The sequence below is a fragment of the Pseudomonas sp. CFII68 genome, assembly GCF_000416195.1.
Lineage (GTDB): Bacteria > Pseudomonadota > Gammaproteobacteria > Pseudomonadales > Pseudomonadaceae > Aquipseudomonas > Aquipseudomonas kilonensis.
In genome coordinates, this window is record NZ_ATLN01000050.1 from 1 (window position 1) to 16,702 (window position 16,702).

The 16,702-nt window shown below is 61.3% G+C and carries 13 protein-coding genes and 2 pseudogenes; 8 read left to right on the plus strand and 7 right to left on the minus strand.

Translation table 11 applies throughout. From position 1 onward, the window contains the following. Positions 1 to 146: 146 nt before the first annotated feature. The 3 genes from CFII68_RS18125 to CFII68_RS18115 are packed head-to-tail and all read left to right on the plus strand — an operon-like array spanning position 147 to position 3,712. On the plus strand, positions 147 to 806 hold the full coding sequence (locus CFII68_RS18125) for a paraquat-inducible protein A (protein WP_018604579.1): 660 nt from the start codon (positions 147 to 149) through the stop codon (positions 804 to 806). Then, positions 793 to 1,416 carry a paraquat-inducible protein A gene (locus CFII68_RS18120; protein WP_018604582.1) on the plus strand — a complete coding sequence of 208 codons (624 nt, stop codon included), beginning with the start codon at positions 793 to 795 and terminating at the stop codon, positions 1,414 to 1,416. The genes CFII68_RS18125 and CFII68_RS18120 overlap by 14 nt, the downstream gene beginning before the upstream one ends. After that, on the plus strand, positions 1,409 to 3,712 hold the full coding sequence (locus CFII68_RS18115) for a PqiB family protein (RefSeq protein WP_018604584.1): 2,304 nt from the start codon (positions 1,409 to 1,411) through the stop codon (positions 3,710 to 3,712). Before CFII68_RS18120 ends, CFII68_RS18115 begins: the two co-directional genes overlap by 8 nt. A 240-nt stretch (positions 3,713 to 3,952) precedes the next feature. Here CFII68_RS18115 and mksF read toward each other — a convergent pair whose 3' ends face one another. The 3 genes from mksF to mksB are packed head-to-tail and all read right to left on the minus strand — an operon-like array spanning position 3,953 to position 8,761. Then, positions 3,953 to 6,793 (minus strand): Mks condensin complex protein MksF, encoded by a 2,841-nt coding sequence (gene mksF, locus CFII68_RS18110; RefSeq protein ID WP_018604586.1) that lies wholly within the window; start codon positions 6,791 to 6,793, stop codon positions 3,953 to 3,955. Then, positions 6,790 to 7,491, minus strand: a complete 702-nt coding sequence (gene mksE, locus CFII68_RS18105; RefSeq protein WP_018604588.1) for an Mks condensin complex protein MksE — start codon at positions 7,489 to 7,491, stop codon at positions 6,790 to 6,792. The genes mksF and mksE overlap by 4 nt, the downstream gene beginning before the upstream one ends. Then, positions 7,481 to 8,761: an Mks condensin complex protein MksB gene (mksB, locus tag CFII68_RS18100; protein WP_018604590.1), complete on the minus strand. Its 1,281-nt coding sequence runs from the start codon at positions 8,759 to 8,761 to the stop codon at positions 7,481 to 7,483. Before mksB ends, mksE begins: the two co-directional genes overlap by 11 nt. Positions 8,762 to 8,942: 181 nt before the next feature. Here mksB and CFII68_RS18095 point away from each other — a divergent pair, with 181 nt between their 5' ends. Then, positions 8,943 to 9,722 carry a hypothetical protein gene (locus CFII68_RS18095; RefSeq protein ID WP_018604593.1) on the plus strand — a complete coding sequence of 260 codons (780 nt, stop codon included), beginning with the start codon at positions 8,943 to 8,945 and terminating at the stop codon, positions 9,720 to 9,722. Then, complete coding sequence (rimI, locus tag CFII68_RS18090; RefSeq protein ID WP_003205585.1) at positions 9,715 to 10,167, plus strand: ribosomal protein S18-alanine N-acetyltransferase; 453 nt, start codon at positions 9,715 to 9,717, stop codon at positions 10,165 to 10,167. Before CFII68_RS18095 ends, rimI begins: the two co-directional genes overlap by 8 nt. 248 nt (positions 10,168 to 10,415) lie before the next feature. Here rimI and CFII68_RS18085 read toward each other — a convergent pair whose 3' ends face one another. Beyond that, complete coding sequence (locus tag CFII68_RS18085) at positions 10,416 to 10,820, minus strand: hypothetical protein (protein WP_018604595.1); 405 nt, start codon at positions 10,818 to 10,820, stop codon at positions 10,416 to 10,418. Between the two features lie 132 nt (positions 10,821 to 10,952). On the opposite strand from CFII68_RS18085, the gene can reads away from it, so the two are divergent. Continuing rightward, positions 10,953 to 11,597, plus strand: coding sequence for a carbonate dehydratase (gene can, locus CFII68_RS18080; protein WP_003205581.1), 645 nt, complete (start codon positions 10,953 to 10,955; stop codon positions 11,595 to 11,597). 10 nt (positions 11,598 to 11,607) lie between these two features. Here the strand turns inward: can and CFII68_RS18075 are convergent, their stop codons facing one another. The 3 genes from CFII68_RS18075 to CFII68_RS18065 all read right to left on the minus strand — a co-directional run bounded on the left by CFII68_RS18075 (position 11,608) and on the right by CFII68_RS18065 (position 15,029). Continuing rightward, the gene (locus CFII68_RS18075; RefSeq protein WP_018604598.1) at positions 11,608 to 12,159 is read right to left on the minus strand and encodes a hypothetical protein; all 552 of its coding nucleotides are present in this window, start codon (positions 12,157 to 12,159) and stop codon (positions 11,608 to 11,610) included. A 178-nt stretch (positions 12,160 to 12,337) separates the two neighbouring features. Beyond that, positions 12,338 to 13,498: a hypothetical protein gene (locus tag CFII68_RS18070; RefSeq protein ID WP_018604600.1), complete on the minus strand. Its 1,161-nt coding sequence runs from the start codon at positions 13,496 to 13,498 to the stop codon at positions 12,338 to 12,340. 112 nt (positions 13,499 to 13,610) lie between these two features. Then, positions 13,611 to 15,029, minus strand: a complete 1,419-nt coding sequence (locus CFII68_RS18065) for a short-chain fatty acid transporter (RefSeq protein ID WP_003205576.1) — start codon at positions 15,027 to 15,029, stop codon at positions 13,611 to 13,613. A gap of 308 nt (positions 15,030 to 15,337) precedes the next feature. On the opposite strand from CFII68_RS18065, the pseudogene CFII68_RS28165 reads away from it, so the two are divergent. Beyond that, positions 15,338 to 16,024 (plus strand): annotated as a pseudogene (locus tag CFII68_RS28165) (PAS domain-containing protein); the annotation flags it as partial. A gap of 108 nt (positions 16,025 to 16,132) precedes the next feature. Beyond that, positions 16,133 to 16,564, plus strand: a pseudogene (locus CFII68_RS28170) (methyl-accepting chemotaxis protein); the annotation flags it as partial. Positions 16,565 to 16,702: the final 138 nt, after the last annotated feature.

The window sequence follows — 16,702 nt, forward strand, 5'->3', positions numbered from 1 at the left end:
AAATTCCGAAACCCCTATCTGCTGACGCAGGTAGGGGTTTTGTTTTTTTCCGCAGGAAAGTCTGCGAAAGCTCGTGATAAATTTGCACAGTTATTTCCGAGCTGGAGCACTAGAATAGCCCCACTTTAGCTGAGCCAGAGCTGTTTATGCCCGATCCGTCAGACATTGATAGGTTGTCAGATCTACCCCTGAGCGATCTGGTGGCGTGTCATGAGTGCGACCTGTTGATGCGCAAGCCTCAGCTGGCCCATGGTGAAAAAGCCGAGTGCCCCCGCTGTGGCTATGAGCTCTATGCTCACCGGCACAATGTAGTCGAACGCAGTCTTGCCTTGGTGATCGCCGCCCTGCTGTTATATGTGCCGGCCAACTTCTTACCCATCATGCAACTCAATCTGCTCGGGCAGTCCTCCCAGGACACCGTTTGGAGTGGCGTGGTCGGTCTGTTCGATACCGGTATGCAAGGTGTATCGGCGGTGGTGTTCCTGTGCAGCATGGGTATTCCACTACTCAAGTTGCTTTGCCAGTTGGCTGTGCTGCTGACCATTCGCTTGGACGTTGGCCGTAGCTACGGTTTGCTGCTCTACCGCATTTATCACCATTTACGAGACTGGGGGATGCTTGAGGTCTACCTCATGGGCGTGCTGGTGGCCATCGTCAAGTTGGCAGACATGGCGGCCATGACCATAGGCCTTGGCCTGGTGTGCTTCATCAGTTTGTTGCTGGTCCAGGTCTGGTTGGAGGTGGTGATGTCACCGCATCAGGTCTGGCAGGCGTTATCAGGAGAAGATGCCCATGCGGGCGATTGATGCAGGGATTCTGATCTGTGCGGAATGCCATGAGTTGAATCGGCAGGATGCTGAAGCCGACAACCAAACCTGTACTCGCTGCGGCGCGCTGGTTCACCCCCGGCGCCCGAACAGCTTGATGCGAACCTGGGCATTGTTGATCACAGCCGCGATTCTTTATATTCCGGCCAATATGTTGCCGATCATGACCGTCAACTCGCTGGGCCAAGGCGCCCCGAGTACGATCATGTCCGGCGTCATCGAGTTGGTACAACACGGCATGATTCCTATTGCCGCCGTGGTGTTCATCGCCAGTATCCTGGTGCCCACTTTCAAGCTGGTGGGTATCGCCTTGTTACTGTTTTCCGTGCAGCGGCACCAGCCCATGTCGGCACGGCAACGCATCCTTATGTACCGTTTCATCGAGTTCATTGGCCGTTGGTCGATGCTCGATATTTTCGTGATCGCCATTCTGGTGGCGGTGGTGAATTTTGGGCGGCTCGCCAGTGTCGAAGCCGGTCTCGGCGCGATTGCTTTCGCCAGCGTAGTGATTTTGACAATGATTGCCGCAGTAACCTTCGATCCCCGACTGATTTGGGATAACACGGAGTCGGATGACGACCATGACTGATTTGCCTACCGCTAAAACCCGACCGGCTTCGAACTGGTCGGCCATCTGGGTCCTGCCGCTGATTGCGTTGATCATCGGCGGCTGGCTCGGCTGGCGGGCTTATAACGAGACCGGAATCGAGATCAATGTGCGCTTTGAGAGTGGCGAAGGCATCCAGGTCAACAAAACCGAAGTCGTCTACAAAGGGATGCCGGTCGGAAAAGTGACGGCCCTTACACTCGATGACGAAGGCAGCTCCAAGGGGGTGGTCGCGACGGTCGAGATGAACAAGGATGTCGAGCAATACCTCAAGACCGGAACACGTTTCTGGCTGGTCAAGCCGAGCGTGAGCCTGGCCGGTATCACCGGCCTGGAAACCCTGGTATCGGGCAACTACGTTGCTATCAGCCCGGGTGAAGGCGAATCGGCCCGTAAATTCAAGGCCTTGGTCGAAGAGCCACCCCTGTCGGATGCCAAGCCGGGTTTGCACCTGACCATCAAGGCTGAACGATTGGGGTCGCTGAACCGCGGCAGCCCGGTGTTCTACAAGCAGATCCAGGTCGGCCAGGTGAAAAGCTACCTGCTCTCCGAAGACCAGCGCACCGTCGAAATCAAGGTCTTCATCGAACCGACCTACGCCAGCCTGGTGCGTAAACACACGCGTTTCTGGAACGCCAGTGGCATCAGCATCGATGCCAACCTCTCGGGCGTCAAAGTGCGCAGCGAGTCCCTGGCCAGCATCGTGGCCGGCGGGATTGCCTTCGCCACCCCGGAAAGCCGCAAGGACAGCCCGCCGACGGACCCAAGCCTGCCGTTCCGTCTTTACGAAGACTTTGACGCCGCTGCGGCGGGCATCCGGGTGAAGGTCAAGCTCAGCGATTTCGAGGGCTTGCAGGCCGGTCGTACACCGGTCATGTACAAAGGCATCCAGGTCGGCAGCCTGAAGACCCTCAAGGTCGATCCGGACCTGTCCAGCGCCACGGCTGAATTGACCCTGGACCCATTAGCCGAAGATTACCTGGTAACCGGCACGCAGTTCTGGGTCGTCAAGCCGTCGATTTCCCTGGCGGGGATCACCGGTCTGGAAGCGTTGGTCAAGGGCAACTACATCGCCGTGCGACCGGGTGACAAGGGTGGCGCGCCGCAACGCGAGTACGAAGCCAGGGCAAAGGCGCCGCCGCTGGACTTGCGTTCACCGGGCTTGCACTTGGTCCTGCTGACCGAAAACCTCGGTTCCCTGGAAGTCGGCAGTCCGATCCTCTACAAGCAGGTCAAGGTCGGGTCGGTGCAGAGCTACCAGTTTTCCCGCAAGAAGAAGCAACTGATCATTGGTGTGCACATCGAGAAAGAATACGAAGGATTGGTCAACGGCTCGACACGTTTCTGGAACGCCAGTGGCATCACCCTTACGGGCGGTTTGACGGGCGGGATTCAGGTCAAGAGCGAGTCCCTGCAAAGCCTGATGGCCGGCGGGATTGCCTTCGAAACACCGGAGCCCAATGTGCCGCTGAAAAGACGCATCCCGCGTTTCCGCCTGTTTGCCGATCATGAAGCGGCACAACAGCGCGGCACCGAGGTCACGATCAAGGTCGATCGCGCCGATGGTTTGCGCAGTGGTACGCCGATCCGGTTCAAAGGGTTGGATGTGGGCAAGATCGAGGATGTTGATCTCAGCGCCGACATGCAATCGGTGCTGCTCACGGCGCGTATCACCGAAGTGCCCGAGCGCATTGCCCGGGTCGGGTCCCAGTTCTGGGTGGTCAAGCCGGAGTTGGGGTTGATGAAGACCTCCAACCTGGAAACCCTGGTAACCGGCCAATACATTGAAGTGCAGCCTTCGGCGAAAAACCTCGGGCCGCAGAAAAGCTTCGTGGCCCTGGCCAACCCACCGGAAAGCGCGGTGCCCGAAGCGGGATTGAGCCTGGTGCTGAGCGCGGCTCGCCGTGGTTCGTTGAAGACTGGCGTGCCGGTGACCTACCGCGAGATTACGGTGGGCAAGGTTACTGGTTATGAACTGGGCCAGACCGCGGATCGGGTGCTGATCCATATCCTGATCGAGCCCAAATATGCGCCACTGGTGCGCAGCGGCACACGTTTCTGGAATAGCAGTGGCTTCGGTCTGGACTTCGGTCTGTTCAAGGGCGCGACGGTGCGCACCGAGTCGCTTGAAACGCTTATCCAGGGCGGTATTGCGTTCGCAACGCCGGATGGCGAACGAATGGGCAACCCGGCACGACCGGAGCAGACCTTCCCGCTGTTCGATAAGTTTGAAGATGAATGGCTGACCTGGGCGCCGAAGATCAGTCTCGGTAAGTAAGGTTATTGGATGTAGCACTTGTGGCGAGGGAGCTTGCTCCCGCTGGGCTCTGTAGGAGCTGGCGAAGGCTCGGGCCGCGTTCGGACGATCTTTTGATCTTGATCTTTCGCTCTGGACTCAATGGCAGTGGAAAGATCGCAGCCTCGTTGCACTCGACAGCTCCTACGGACTCAAAACCGGCGCAATAAAAAAGGCCGCGATCCAATGGATCGCGGCCTTTTTCATGCCCGGCTATTCACCTCACACCGGATCCAGCTCCGGCTCGTCGGCCTGGACATTCACCGTGGCCTTCACCGCATCGTGACGACGGATGTATTTCCAGTCCGCTTCGTCGATGTAGATGCCGTTCGGCCCACTGCCGCCTTCCAGGTCGATGGCGACACTGGCGCAGACTTGCGGCTTCACACTGGCCAGGATCGGCACGAAGCCCAGTTGCAGGCTGGTTTCCAGCAGGGCGGCCTGGTTTTTCTCGTCGATGTCCGCGGCTTCGTCCAGGTAGTACGGCAGGCGCACGCGGCCGGCCTGTTCGCGGTCCATCAGGTGCAGCAACAAGTACATGTTGGTCAGCGCCTTGATGGTCATGGTGGTGCCGTTGGACGCCGCGCCGTCGATGTCGGTGTGGATCACTGGCTGGCCGTTGACCTTGGTGATCTCGAACGCCAGCTCGAACAGGTCCTTGAGGCCGAGCTGGTTGTGGTTCGCCGCCACCAGCCGCGCCAGGTACTCCTTGGCTTCTTCGTTCTTGTTGTCCTGCTCGGCGCTCTGGCTTAGGTCGAACACCGACAAAGTCTCGCCTTCCTCGTACTGGCCGGCGCTGTGGATGATCTGGTCGATGTGCTTGAGCGCTTCCTTGTTCGGCGCCAGGACGATCCGGAAGCTCTGCAGGTTGGACACCTGGCGCTTGTTGATCTCGCGGTTGAACAGCGCCAGTTGGTGCTCGAGGCTGTCGTAGTCGCTGCGGATGTTGCGCAGCGTTCGGGCGATGTCGGTCACCGCCGCACGGCGCGCCTTGCCCAGGGTCAGGGCTTCGTCGGTGCGGTGGGCATAGGCGTTGATCAGCAGTTGCAGGCGTCGCTCCATGTCGTCTTCGCTGTCGAACTTGGCCACGCCCTTGAGGCGCACCTGGGCATACAGCGCTTCGATCTGGCCGTCGACCCGCAGCAGCCCTTGCCAGCTGTCCTGGTAGTCATTGAGCAGCGGCAGCAGGTTGTCCATGGAGTCGTCGACCGGGTCCATGAACGGCGTGCCGAACGGCAGGTCCGCTGGCAGCAATTGACGACGGCGCAGGGCGTCGTCGAGGGTGCGTTGCTTGGCTTCCATGTCGGCGATCTGCCGGCCCACCAACTGCAACTTGGCGGACAACTGCTGGACGCGCTCGGTGAAGGCATCGCTGGAGCGCTTGAGTTCGTCCTGGGCGGCTTCCATCTGCGCCAGTTGCTCGAGCTTCTCACCTTCCTCGGCACTCAGGGTCTGGCTGCGACGGAAGTCTTCCAGGGCTTTCTGCGCATCCAGGACCTGCTGGTACAGCGCCTCGGTCTGGGTCTTGCTCGCGGCGCGGTCGGCGGCCACGGCTTGCTGGGTCTTGAGCTGCTTGAGTTCTTTTTCCAGGCGTTCTTTCTGGTCGCGCAACGCGGCCCGGTCGGCCAGGGCTTGCAGGGCGGGTGGCTCGATGTGGGACAGGTCGATGGACAGGCCCGGCACTTCGAAACGCTCGCCCTTGAAGCCGTCGAGGATCAGCTCCATGGATTTGACCCACTCGCCATTCTCGTCCAGCGCGATGCCGTGTTCGCCCAGTGGCAGGCTGAACAGGGCGCTGTTGAACAGGCGCATCAGGCGTTCGACGTCCTGCTGCGAGAACTCTTCCCGCAGGCGGGCGTAGCTGTTGTTGTCGGCGTGATCGAGTTGCTGCTTGACCGACTTCAGGCGTTTTTCCAGGTCGCGCAGGCGCTCTTCCAGGTCCTCGGCGCTGAACTGCCGGGACTGGGCCAGGGCGCCGGCCAGTTCGTCGTGAGCGTCCTTGGCGGCGAGCAGTTGCTGCTCCAGGACCTTGACGTCATCCACCAGGGCAAAGCGATGCTTGAGCACCGACAGTTCGCCGAGCCAGCGCTGGATGCCGCTGATTTCCCGTTCCAGGCGCATCAGTTCCTGAGTACCGCCGCGCTGGTCGTTCTGCAGCGAGTCCTGCTCGTTGCGGTAGTGTTCGGCCTGGATGGTCAGCTCTTCCTTGCGCGCACTGGCGTAGTCCGACCAGGTGCCGAGCAACGAATCGAGCAATGGCGACAGGCGATGCAATTTGCCGCGCAGGCTATCGCGCTGCTTCACGCCATTGGCCAGGGCTTCCACCAGCGGACCGGCCGCCACCAGGGAGTTGTAGTCCTGCTCCATGCGGCGTACGTCGCGGAAGGCTTCTTCGCACGCGGCGATGTAGTCCACGCTGCCGGAGCGCAGGCTGTGTTCGAACGCGTCGAGGAACAGTTGCTTGAGCTTGGCTGCAGTGATTTCGCGCATGTGCAGCAGGTTGATGAACAGTGCGCGGAAGGTCTTGAGGCTTTGCTCGCTGGTGGAGCGCAGCGGGATCAGCGTCAGGTCCAGCGGGATCGAGGTGTGGCCACCCACCAGCAGGCGTCGCAGTTCATCCGGCTTGAGTTCGTAGGCTTTCAGGCCTTCGCGCTCCAGGTTGGTGAACAGCTCTTTCTGCCGCAGGCAGGTGTCATTCTTCTGATAGTGGGCCAGGTCCAGTTTGCCGGCGTAGGCAAAGAACTGGTGACCGAAACCGCCGCCAGGGCCGCGACCGACCACGCCAATCACGTGTGGGCCGTGGGGCAGGGCGACTTCCACCAGGATGTAGCTGGTGTCCGAGGCAAAGTAGAAACGCCGGGATTGCTCCAGGCTGTACTTGCCGAAGCTCATGTCCGACATGCGCGCCAGGATCGGGAACTGCAAGGCGTTGATCGAGGCGGATTTACCGAGGTTGTTCGCGCCATACACCGACAGCGGTTCTTCCAGCGGGAACAGACCGAGGCTGTAGCCGGCGGTGTTCAAAAGGGCAAAGCGGCGGATGCCGTAGCGTTCCTTGCTCATGCGTCGGTCTCCTGTTCTTCGGCAATGGCGCGGGCCAGTGCGTCTTCTTCGCTCTCGGCATCAAAGGGGCTGAGGTCCAGCGGATCGTCGGTCTGCAGCAGCTTCTCGTCACTGTCTTCGTCGATCAGCACCGGCACCGGCAACGGCAGCACGCTGTGCAGGCTGGCGGCCAGGTCGCGGTCCTGCTGGACCGACAGGCACACGTCGAGGAAACGATGCATCGGCGGCAGGAAGCGGTACACGCCGTTCTCTTCGCTGGCAAAACCCAGTTGGGTCATGCGGCGCATGATTTTTTCTTCCAGCTCTTCCTGGGTCTGTACTTCGGCCTGGATGAACAGGTCGCGGTATTTTTCCAGCAGCGAAGGCAGCTCATCGCGGCCCAGGCTGCCGCCGTCGAGCACGGCAATCGGGTCGCGGCCCTGGTCAGCCAGGTGCTCGACCAGAATGAAGGTGAACAGGGCCAGGCGCTGGGCGGTCTTGTTGACTGCCGCGGCGGCCAGGTCCGGCACGAAGTAATAGAAGCCACGGGTGTCGCATACCAGTTCGAAGCCCAGGGCCTTGAACAGCGTGCGGTACTGGTCCTGGAAGTTCGACAGTTGCGCGTACAGCTCCGGGTCGCGGCGGCTGACGTGGTAGCCCTTGAACAACTCGCGGAAGATCGGCGCCAGTTGGGACAGTTCGGATAGATCAAGATGCATGGGGGATGCTCGCAGAATCCTCGGCGGCGGTGTCGCCGGCCGAGAGCAGGGCGAAGGAGCGCAGGCTGACCTGATGCTCGTGAGTGTGATAGTCGCGGCGTTCCAGACGCTCGCGCTTGAAGCGTTTTTCCCGCGACAGGCGCGAGAACCAATACAGCAATTCGTCGGTGGCGCCGTCCGGTTCCTGTTCCAGCAGCCAGGTCATCAGGTCCGGCATCGGCAGGGCGTCTTCGCAGCGCTCGACCATCTCGCGCACGGTGCGTGGCGCACGCGGTGCCTCGCCGCCCTTGTGGGTCCTGTGGGACTTGGGGAAGCGCGCCGGTTTCGGCTCGAAACGGGCCAGCGCATAGACGTAGGCTTCGACCTGGCTGGCGCTGCCCAGGAAGGTGCTTTGCGGCCGGGTAAACAGTGGCATGGCGGCCTGCGGCACGGCATCGATGCCTTTGCGACGAATGGCGGCCAGGGCCAGAGCGGCGCCACGGGTCACGGCGTTGTGGCGGCGAGCCTCTTCGCGCAGCGGCAGGAGCAGTTCACGGGCATGCCGCAGGGTCAGCTGGGCGCTGGTCTGCATCTCGAGGATGCGCGCGTGGGTGCGCAGCAGCATGTCGTCGTCCACCAGATGGCCGAGGCGCTGCTGTTCGGTGAGCATGCGCAACAGCACGTTCTCGACCTTGCGCACGCCTTGCTCGAAGGCGCCGTCGGCATTCACCAGCTGGATCATCGGTTCGACGTATTCGTCCCAGGTCGCCAGCACTTCGGCGTAACGCTGGCGCAGCGGGATCTGCCGGTCGCTGGTCTTGGCCCGCTCGGCCACGGCCACCAGGGCCTGTTCGTCGTTGGCGAGTTTCTTGAGCACGTCGCGCACGCGCATGTCCAGCAGGCGCAGTTGGCGAGCCAGGTCGTTGCCGTCGCGAATGTCGAAGGCGTCCTGGATGTAGCCGGCCAGGCGCTCGAGGTGACGCAGGTAGGCTTCGATCTCCAGGCACAGGCCCAGGCGGTGTTCGCGGCGCAGGTAGGCGAGGAAGTCATGGATCTGGGCGTTGAGCTCGAAGCGGTTCGGGCTTTTCGCCACCGGTACGAGAATGTCCAGGCGGATCCACACATCCAGCAGGCTGGTGATGTCCTGGGGTGTGCTGTCCAGCTGTTGGGCGGCCAGCTGTGAACGCAATTCGTTGAGGCTCAGGGTGCCCTGGTCGAAGTGCTCGCACAAAGGTTCCAGCAATGCCCAGTGTTCAGCGAGGGCGCGCAAGACGCGCTTGGGTTCGATCATCGCAATGGCCGTCGGGTTGGCAATTAAAAGCGGCGATTGTACTGCATCGGGCCGCTTGCGATTCACCCCTTGGACGGACTGTCGTTTGCTATCGATCAACTATTGGCTCAACAGGGAAGCGATCCGCGCCGAAGGGCGGTAGAATCCCTCCCACTTTCAGTTATCCACAAGTGGCCGACCCTTGCTTATCGAGTCCCGTCGCCGCGCCTATCTGACCGCCATGCAGGTGGTCAACTGGCTGCCGCGTACCGAATTGCCGTTCGCCGCCCCGTCGCGGCCCGAGCTGCTGGAAACGCCCGAGCCCGAGTATATCGCGCCGGTCGTGACCGCGCCTGTGGCCAAGACGGTCGCCGAGCCGGTGGCGCCCGTGGCCGAGCGGCCGAAAATCGAAGTGCCGCGTCCAAGCCTGGCCTCGACCCGTACCAACGCCAAGCCGGTGGAGGAGGTTGTCGAGGCGCCGCCGAAGGCGCCCTACGTCGCGCCACCGCGTTTCGCCCTGCAACTGTTGCGGGCCGGGCGTTGCCTGCTGTTGGTGGAGTTGCCCACGGGTGAGCCGTTTCAAAGCCGCGATCCAGCCTATCTGCTGCTCAAGGACATGCTGCGCGCCGCCGGTCTGCCGGACAGCCCGCAGATCATTGGCGAACCGGTGCGCTGGCCGCTGTTGTCGCGCGGCACCATGGACCAGGGGCCCGAAGCGGCGCGGGATTTCGTCCAGGGTTTCGTTTCGGCGCGCCTCGAAGACGAGCCCTGCGTGTGCCTGTGGCTGATCGGCCTGCCCGCGGTGAAATTTGCCGGCGAGGCGGATGCCGAGGCGTTCAATCGTGAACTGCAGGTCGAAGGCCTGGGCTCGGCCTGGGCGTTGCCCGGGTTGGAATTGTTAATGGAAACGCCACAGCGCAAGGCTGATGTCTGGCAAGCCATGCGCCGGCTGATGGCGCGCTGGAAAGAATCGAATGAGTGACGCTGTATCGTTCCGCCCGATGACCGAGGCGGACCTCGACGCTGTACTGAAAATCGAATACGCCGCCTACAGCCACCCCTGGACCCGGGGGATATTTCTCGATGGGCTGGGCAAATACCAGATCTGGCTGATGTTCGAAGGCCAGCAGCAAGTGGGCCATGGCGTGGTGCAGATCATCCTGGATGAGGCGCACCTGCTCAACATCACCGTCAAACCGGAAAACCAGGGCCGTGGCCTGGGCCTGCGCCTGTTGGAGCACTTGATGTCGATTGCCTACAAGGCCGAGGCCCGGGAATGCTTCCTGGAGGTGCGCGACAGCAACCGCACGGCGTTCCGGCTGTATGAGCGCTATGGCTTCAATGAAATTGGCCGGCGCCGGGATTACTACCCGGCAGTGGGCGGGCGTGAGGATGCGGTGGTCATGGCGTGTACCTTGGTGGACTGAACTGCCACGCCCCCCTGTGGGAGCGGGCTTGCTCGCGAAGACGGCGGTAGATTCGACATTGATGCAAACTGATCCACCGCCATCGCGAGCAAGCTCGCTCCCACAGGGTATGGGTAGGAACATCAAATCCGAGGCCAAACACAAACCCCCTGTGGGAGCGAGCCTGCTCGCGATGGCTTCGGCACATTCGACAATGATGCAAGCTGACCCACCGCTTTCGCGAGCAGGCTCGCTCCCACAGGGTCTGGTTAGCGCTTGCCATCCAGCGGATCGATAGCGGCCATTTCTGCCTCGTCCAGTCCATCACCCCCGCCAATATCATTTTCATCCACCACACTCAGGTCCCAGTCCGCCTGTTCGTCGCCGCCGGCCTCGAAGGCATCCCGGGCGCCGTCTTCGCGAATGAGGGTTTCCGGGCTCATGTCGTCGTCGGTCGATTCGTGATCATCCGTCGAAGCCCCGGTCAGCCCGGCTTCGCGCACGCGTTCGCGAGGCATCAGCTGTTCGCGCTCATCTTTTGGCAGTTCGTCACCGATCTTCGCGCTGGGTTCTTCTTCGTCGAATTCCAACTCATGCATCGAGCCCATGCGATCCTCGTTGTCGTCAATGGGTTCCGGTTGCGTCGCATCGAAGGGGCGTCGTGAATCATTCATGGCAATTCCTCATACTGTGGGCCTTACTGGTGTCGACCGGCAGCGCATCCAGGAATTCCAATGCATCGCCGACGTGACCTCGACCGGCGGTCGTTTGTCACAGTTGCGCACTCTCAATCGAGGCTAGACAGCATGAACGAATTACAAGATCTGATTGATAACAACGCGCGTTGGGCCGATGCGATCAAGCAGGAAGATCCTGACTTCTTCTCCAAGCTGGCTCGTCAGCAAACCCCGGAATACCTGTGGATCGGCTGTTCCGATGCGCGGGTGCCAGCCAACGAGATCGTCGGCATGCTGCCGGGCGATCTGTTCGTGCACCGCAACGTGGCCAACGTAGTGCTGCACACGGACCTCAACTGCCTGTCGGTGATCCAGTACGCAGTGGACGTGCTCAAGGTCAAACACATCCTGGTCACCGGCCATTACGGCTGTGGCGGCGTGCGTGCCTCGATGCAGGACCGGCAACTGGGCCTGATCGACGGCTGGCTGCGTTCGATTCGCGACCTGTACTACGAGCATCGCGAGGCGTTGGGCCAATTGCCGACCGAGGAGGAACGTGTCGATCGCTTGTGCGAGCTGAACGTGATCCAGCAGGTGGCCAACGTCGGCCATACCAGCATCGTGCAGAACGCCTGGCACCGTGGGCAGAAACTGTCGATTCATGGCTGCATCTACGGCATCAAGGACGGACGCTGGAAGAGCCTGGACACCACGATCAGCGGTTTCGAACAGTTGCCGCCGCAGTATCGGTTGCGTCCGGTCGACGCGCCTTGAGTCCGGTTCGTCAGTCGCGGTGACATTGACGGCGCCAGTGCCGTAGAAACTTCATTCCCTGCTCATTGGGCGGTTCGTCATAGCCGGTAATCCAGCCATGACAGTTGGACGAACCGCACCGGCAGGCGAACTGTCGATACAGTTTCTGTTCGGTACTGGCGTAGTCCATCGTCAGGCAGTCACCTTCATCGATACGGGCCAGTGACCACAGCCACAGTTCGCTCATGTCGAGGAAGACATTCGGGTTGCAGGAATGCAGCAGCAATCCTGCGAAGTGTGGGTCATACATGTGGACGTCCGGCAGGATCTGCAGCGTGTGCAGGCGCCGTCGGCTCACCAGTAACCCCGAAACCCTGCACATCCTCGTCATGGGCGCGAATGGTTTACGGGCGATGATGCCGTTGCCGTTGCCGTTGCCGTTGCCGTTGCCGCGGCCGTCGGTCGTGCGATGCACTTCGAAATCGTGCACCGAGGGGTAGCCCAGGCGGGTGCTGAGTGGTTTTTCCGGGTAGATGCAATCCCGGTGCTGTGAACAGGCGCGATCTGTGATGAACGTGGTCATGACAGTCCTTGTCGGTGCTAAACACTCGACTTTCTGGCGCTGGCGATCCTGCCGGCGGTCGTTGAAAAAACCCTGATAGCTTCGCCCAAGTCGGGGGCGTCATCTACTGTCGACTCTGACAGGTGCCAAAGGCGCTTTCCCGCGTCAGCGCCAGCCTACGCGGAAAGCGCCTCAAGGTTTAGACCGCCTCGGCTGGCAGCGGCATCGGTACCTTCAGTTGCGGAAGTTGCGACTTGATCGCCGGCGTTTCGCATTTTTTCGCCGCTTCATCCGGCGTCAAGTTGCGAATGGAGGTGTAGAACAACTCGCAGGTCTTCTCCTTTTGCGTGACCTGCCAGGTTTGCGTGCACTGGTTCAGTAGGGGGGTCGGGTCGGTGCCCGGCTTGCTGCCCATGCCGGCCTGCCAGCAGGCGGCGCTCAGGTCCTGGCCCATGACTTTCAAGCCGGCGGCATCCGCCTTGGCTTCGTCACCGTCGTAGCTGTCCTTGTCGGCGGCGTACCAGATGTAGCTCGGATGGTTGGAGCCCAGGACCGGAACCTGGACCCCGCTGCCGGTTGTGATGGTCGCCAAGCCGAGCACACCCACGGTCTGGCCGTACTGGGTCTTGATCCAGTTCCGAACGGGCGCTCCGAAGGCCACCATCGGCAACGCGGCGCCGCTGGCGGTTTGGGTGACCTGTGTGACCATGGTGGTCTGGTAATCTTTGAAGTAGCTATAGAGTCCCTCCAATGTGCTGCCAGCATTGGACGGCGCTGCGATGGGCGCGATGTCGATGATGGTCTGGTAGGCCGGCGTCTGTTCAACCGCAATGCCGTTGACGGTCAGCAGCGTGGCCCAACGATCGGTGGTCGCCGACTCCAGATAGTCCTGGGCCTGGGTCAGGGAGTAGTCCGGCGGGAAGTGCAGCAACTCGACACTCTTGCGGTTTTCCAGGGCCATGCCCAGCGGCAGGAACAGGTACCAGTTGTAGGACCATTTCTTTTCGCTGTTGAGTTTCGAGGCCCCGTTGTACGCCAGGTCCCCGGCGTCAAGCAGGGCCTTGAGCGGTTGGCCGTAGCTCTTCGGTACGCCGCTGATGCTGGCATAGACCTTGTCGTTATCGATTTTGACGTGGACCTTGGCCGTGCCATAGCCGTCGCGCTGCACGCTTTGGGTCAGGTAGTGCTCGACGGTCTGTTCCAGGGTCCAGTCGCGAAAGCAGATGACGTTGCAGTTGTTGGGGTAGGCAAAGAGGCGGGTGACGCGTTCGGTGCTGCCCAGTTGTACGTCAATGTCGGTGGCGTGGGCGGTGGCACTGAAGGCCAGGGCGGCAAAAGAAAGTGCGGCGAGTTTGGACATGCTCAGATCCTTTTCAGCGTGTGGGCCCCTCGAAACAGGGCGCATCCATACTGAAACAGACCGAGCCGAAGAAGAAGTGGGCCGATGGAAATATCGGCCCTTTTTTATGGCTTTATGGCATCACTGGCGGCAAATAACTCAATGTCGTCCCCAGTGCCCATAGCAGCGCCAGCACCAGCGGCGTATGCACCAGCAACTGGACGAAGGAAAAACCGATCAGGTCCCTGGCCTTCAGCCCCAAGACCCCCAGCAGCGGCAGCATGTAGAAGGGGTTGATAAGGTTCGGCAGCGCTTCGGCGGCGTTATAGATCTGCACCGCCCAACCCAGGTGATAGTTCAGGTCATTGGCCACCTGCATGACGTAGGGCGCTTCAATGATCCACTTGCCGCCGCCAGAAGGAATGAAGAAGCCCAGGACCGCCGAATAGACGCCCATCAACAGGGCGTAGGTGTCATGGGAGGCGATCTGTACGAAAAAGGTCGAGATGTGGTGGGCCAGGGTCTGGGCATCGCTGCCTTTGACCGTGGTCAGCAGCGCGGCGATCGAGCCGTAAAGCGGAAACTGGATCAACACGCCGGTGGTGGTCGGCACCGCGCGGGCCACGGCGTCGAGAAAGCTGCGCGGCCGCCAGTGCAGCAAGGCGCCCAGCATGATGAACAGGAAGTTATACGTATTGAGCCCGGAAATGGCACTGATCGCAGGCTTGGTCGAAAACTCATGGAACAGCCAACCGGCCGCCAGCAGCACCAGGGCGATGATCAGCAGCGGACTGTGCTCCAGCCATTCCCCTGGGCGGGTACGGGGCTGCAACGCCGGCATACTGAAACTGGGGTCGATGCCACAAGCGGCGGCGTCGCGGGCACTGTTCGGCCCCGGGGCGGTGGCGTAGGCGACGATCAGGGAAATCACGATCAGCGCCAGCAACATGACCCCGGACTGCCAGAGGAAAATCGTCTGGGTGAAAGGAATGACGCCAGTAATCGACAGGATCGAGGGCGGCAGGCTGGCCGGGTTGGCCTGCAATTGCGCCGCCGACGAGGACAATCCCAGGGCCCACACTGCGCCCAGGCCCAAGTACGCGGCGGCGCCGGCGGCGCGGTAATCCATCTTCAGGTCGGTGCGTCGGGCGAGGGCGCGCACCAGCAAACCGCCAAACACCAACGACAGGCCCCAGTTGAGCAGCGACGCGACCATGGAAATCAGTGCCACCCACGCCACGGCGGAGCGGCCGTTGGTCGGAATCCGTGCCAGGCGGTCAATCAATTTGACGGCCGGCGGCGAACTGGCGACCACGTATCCGCCGATCACCACGAAGGCCATTTGCATGGTGAACGGGATCAGGCTCCAGAAGCCGTCGCCAAACGCCATGGCCGCCGCTGTGGGTGTGGCGCCGATGAATTGCGTCGCCACGGCGACCACCAGCACCGCCAGCGCGGCAAAGACCCAGGAATCGGGGAACCAGCGCTCGGCGAAACTGGAACAGCGCAAGGCGAAGCGGGCGGAACGGCTGTCTTCGATGTCAGTGGTCACGGCAATTACCTCGTTTTTATGGTTATGGGTATTGATGGCGGCAAGGCTTCAAAGGTCAGGCGCAACAGTAGAACAATCCAGTGACCATGGGAGGCTCATCGGGTTCGCGGGCGCCCTGGAATATTTTCGATAGGGGCTCGGGGCGCTCTTTAGAAAAAAATCGCCGGGCCGATGGCAAGGGAACAGCCATTTAATTCTTCTGCTGTCGGAGCTGCCCCATGTTCAACAACCGCCTGAAGCAGGAGCTGCTGGCTCTTCGCCAAGAACTGTCCAGCCTTGCGCAAGTCAAGGAAAGCCTGGATCGCGAAATGCTTGGCCTCACCCTGGATGCCGATGGACGGATTCAATCGGTCAATCAGAATTTCCTCGACGAGATGCGCTACAAGAGCCAGGACTTGATTGGCCGGCCAGTGGATGAGCTGGTCCCTGCGTATTTGAGATCCAATGAGTTCCAGGTTCGCTTCAAGTCGGCGTTGACCCGTGGCGAGCACTTTTCCGGCGCCGTGCGCCTGCTGCGAGGCAATGGCCAGGAAGCCTGGCTGCGTTCGATCCTCCAGCCCGTGCGGGGTGCTGACGGGCGGATCCGCTATTTTTCGATGTACTCCAATGACCTGACCCGCACCATCGAGGCTTCCCGCGAGCATGAAAACCTCATCGGCGCGTTGGTGCGTTCAACGGCGGTGATCGAATTCGATTTGGGTGGTCATGTACTGACGGCCAATGATCGCTTCCTCAACGCCATGGGTTACAGCCTTGCGCAGGTCAAGGGCAAGCACCACCGCACGTTTTGTGAACCTGAGGAATACAACAGCGCGGCCTACCAGCAGTTCTGGAAGCGCTTGAACAGTGGTGAGTTTGTGGCTGGCCGCTTCAAGCGTCTCGACAGCAGTGGTCGTGAGGTCTGGCTGGAAGCCTCCTACAACCCGGTGCTCGATGCCAACGAGCGGCTGTATAAAGTGGTCAAGTTCGCCACCAACATCACCGACCAGGTCAACCAGGAAAAAGCCGTCGCCGAGGCGGCCAGCATCGCCTATAGCACCTCGTTGCAGACCGACAGCAGCGCCCAGCGCGGCACGACGGTGGTGACCCAGGCCGTGGATGTGATGCGCGACCTGGCCCGGCACATGCAAACCGCTGGCGAAGGCATCGAGGCGCTGAATGAGCAATCTCTGGTGATCGGTACCATCGTCAAGACCATCAGCGGCATCGCCGAACAAACCAACCTGCTGGCGCTCAACGCCGCGATCGAAGCGGCCCGGGCCGGTGAGCAAGGCCGTGGTTTTGCGGTGGTGGCCGATGAAGTGCGACAACTGGCATCGCGCACCAGCCAGGCGACCGATGAAATCGTGGGCGTGGTCCGCCAGAACCAGGACATGGCCCGCAACGCCGTGGCACTGATGACCGACGGCCAGCACCAGGCTGAACACGGCCTGGCCCTGGCTGCCGAGGCGGGGACGGTGATTGTCGAGATCCAGGACGGGGCGAAGAAGGTGGTCGATGCGGTGAGTCAGTTTGCCAACCAGCTATCGACTTGAGAAACCTGCTGAGCGAGCCGCCGCTATCGCGAGCAAGCTCGCTCCCACCGTTTTATCCGGGAAAGCCTTGATATTGTGTTCGCCGCCATCCCCCTGTGGGAGCGAGCTTGCTCGCGATGGCGGCCACACATTCAACAT

Bases quoted from the DNA above. Each gene is read 5' to 3' on its own strand.
- CFII68_RS18125 (WP_018604579.1), top strand. From the start codon at position 147: ATGCCCGATCCGTCAGACATTGATAGGTTGTCAGATCTACCCCTGAGC.
- CFII68_RS18120 (WP_018604582.1), top strand. From the start codon at position 793: ATGCGGGCGATTGATGCAGGGATTCTGATCTGTGCGGAATGCCATGAG.
- CFII68_RS18115 (WP_018604584.1), top strand. From the start codon at position 1,409: ATGACTGATTTGCCTACCGCTAAAACCCGACCGGCTTCGAACTGGTCG.
- mksF (WP_018604586.1), bottom strand. From the start codon at position 6,793: ATGAGCAAGGAACGCTACGGCATCCGCCGCTTTGCCCTTTTGAACACC.
- mksE (WP_018604588.1), bottom strand. From the start codon at position 7,491: ATGCATCTTGATCTATCCGAACTGTCCCAACTGGCGCCGATCTTCCGC.
- mksB (WP_018604590.1), bottom strand. From the start codon at position 8,761: ATGATCGAACCCAAGCGCGTCTTGCGCGCCCTCGCTGAACACTGGGCA.
- rimI (WP_003205585.1), top strand. From the start codon at position 9,715: ATGAGTGACGCTGTATCGTTCCGCCCGATGACCGAGGCGGACCTCGAC.
- CFII68_RS18085 (WP_018604595.1), bottom strand. From the start codon at position 10,820: ATGAATGATTCACGACGCCCCTTCGATGCGACGCAACCGGAACCCATT.
- can (WP_003205581.1), top strand. From the start codon at position 10,953: ATGAACGAATTACAAGATCTGATTGATAACAACGCGCGTTGGGCCGAT.
- CFII68_RS18075 (WP_018604598.1), bottom strand. From the start codon at position 12,159: ATGACCACGTTCATCACAGATCGCGCCTGTTCACAGCACCGGGATTGC.
- CFII68_RS18070 (WP_018604600.1), bottom strand. From the start codon at position 13,498: ATGTCCAAACTCGCCGCACTTTCTTTTGCCGCCCTGGCCTTCAGTGCC.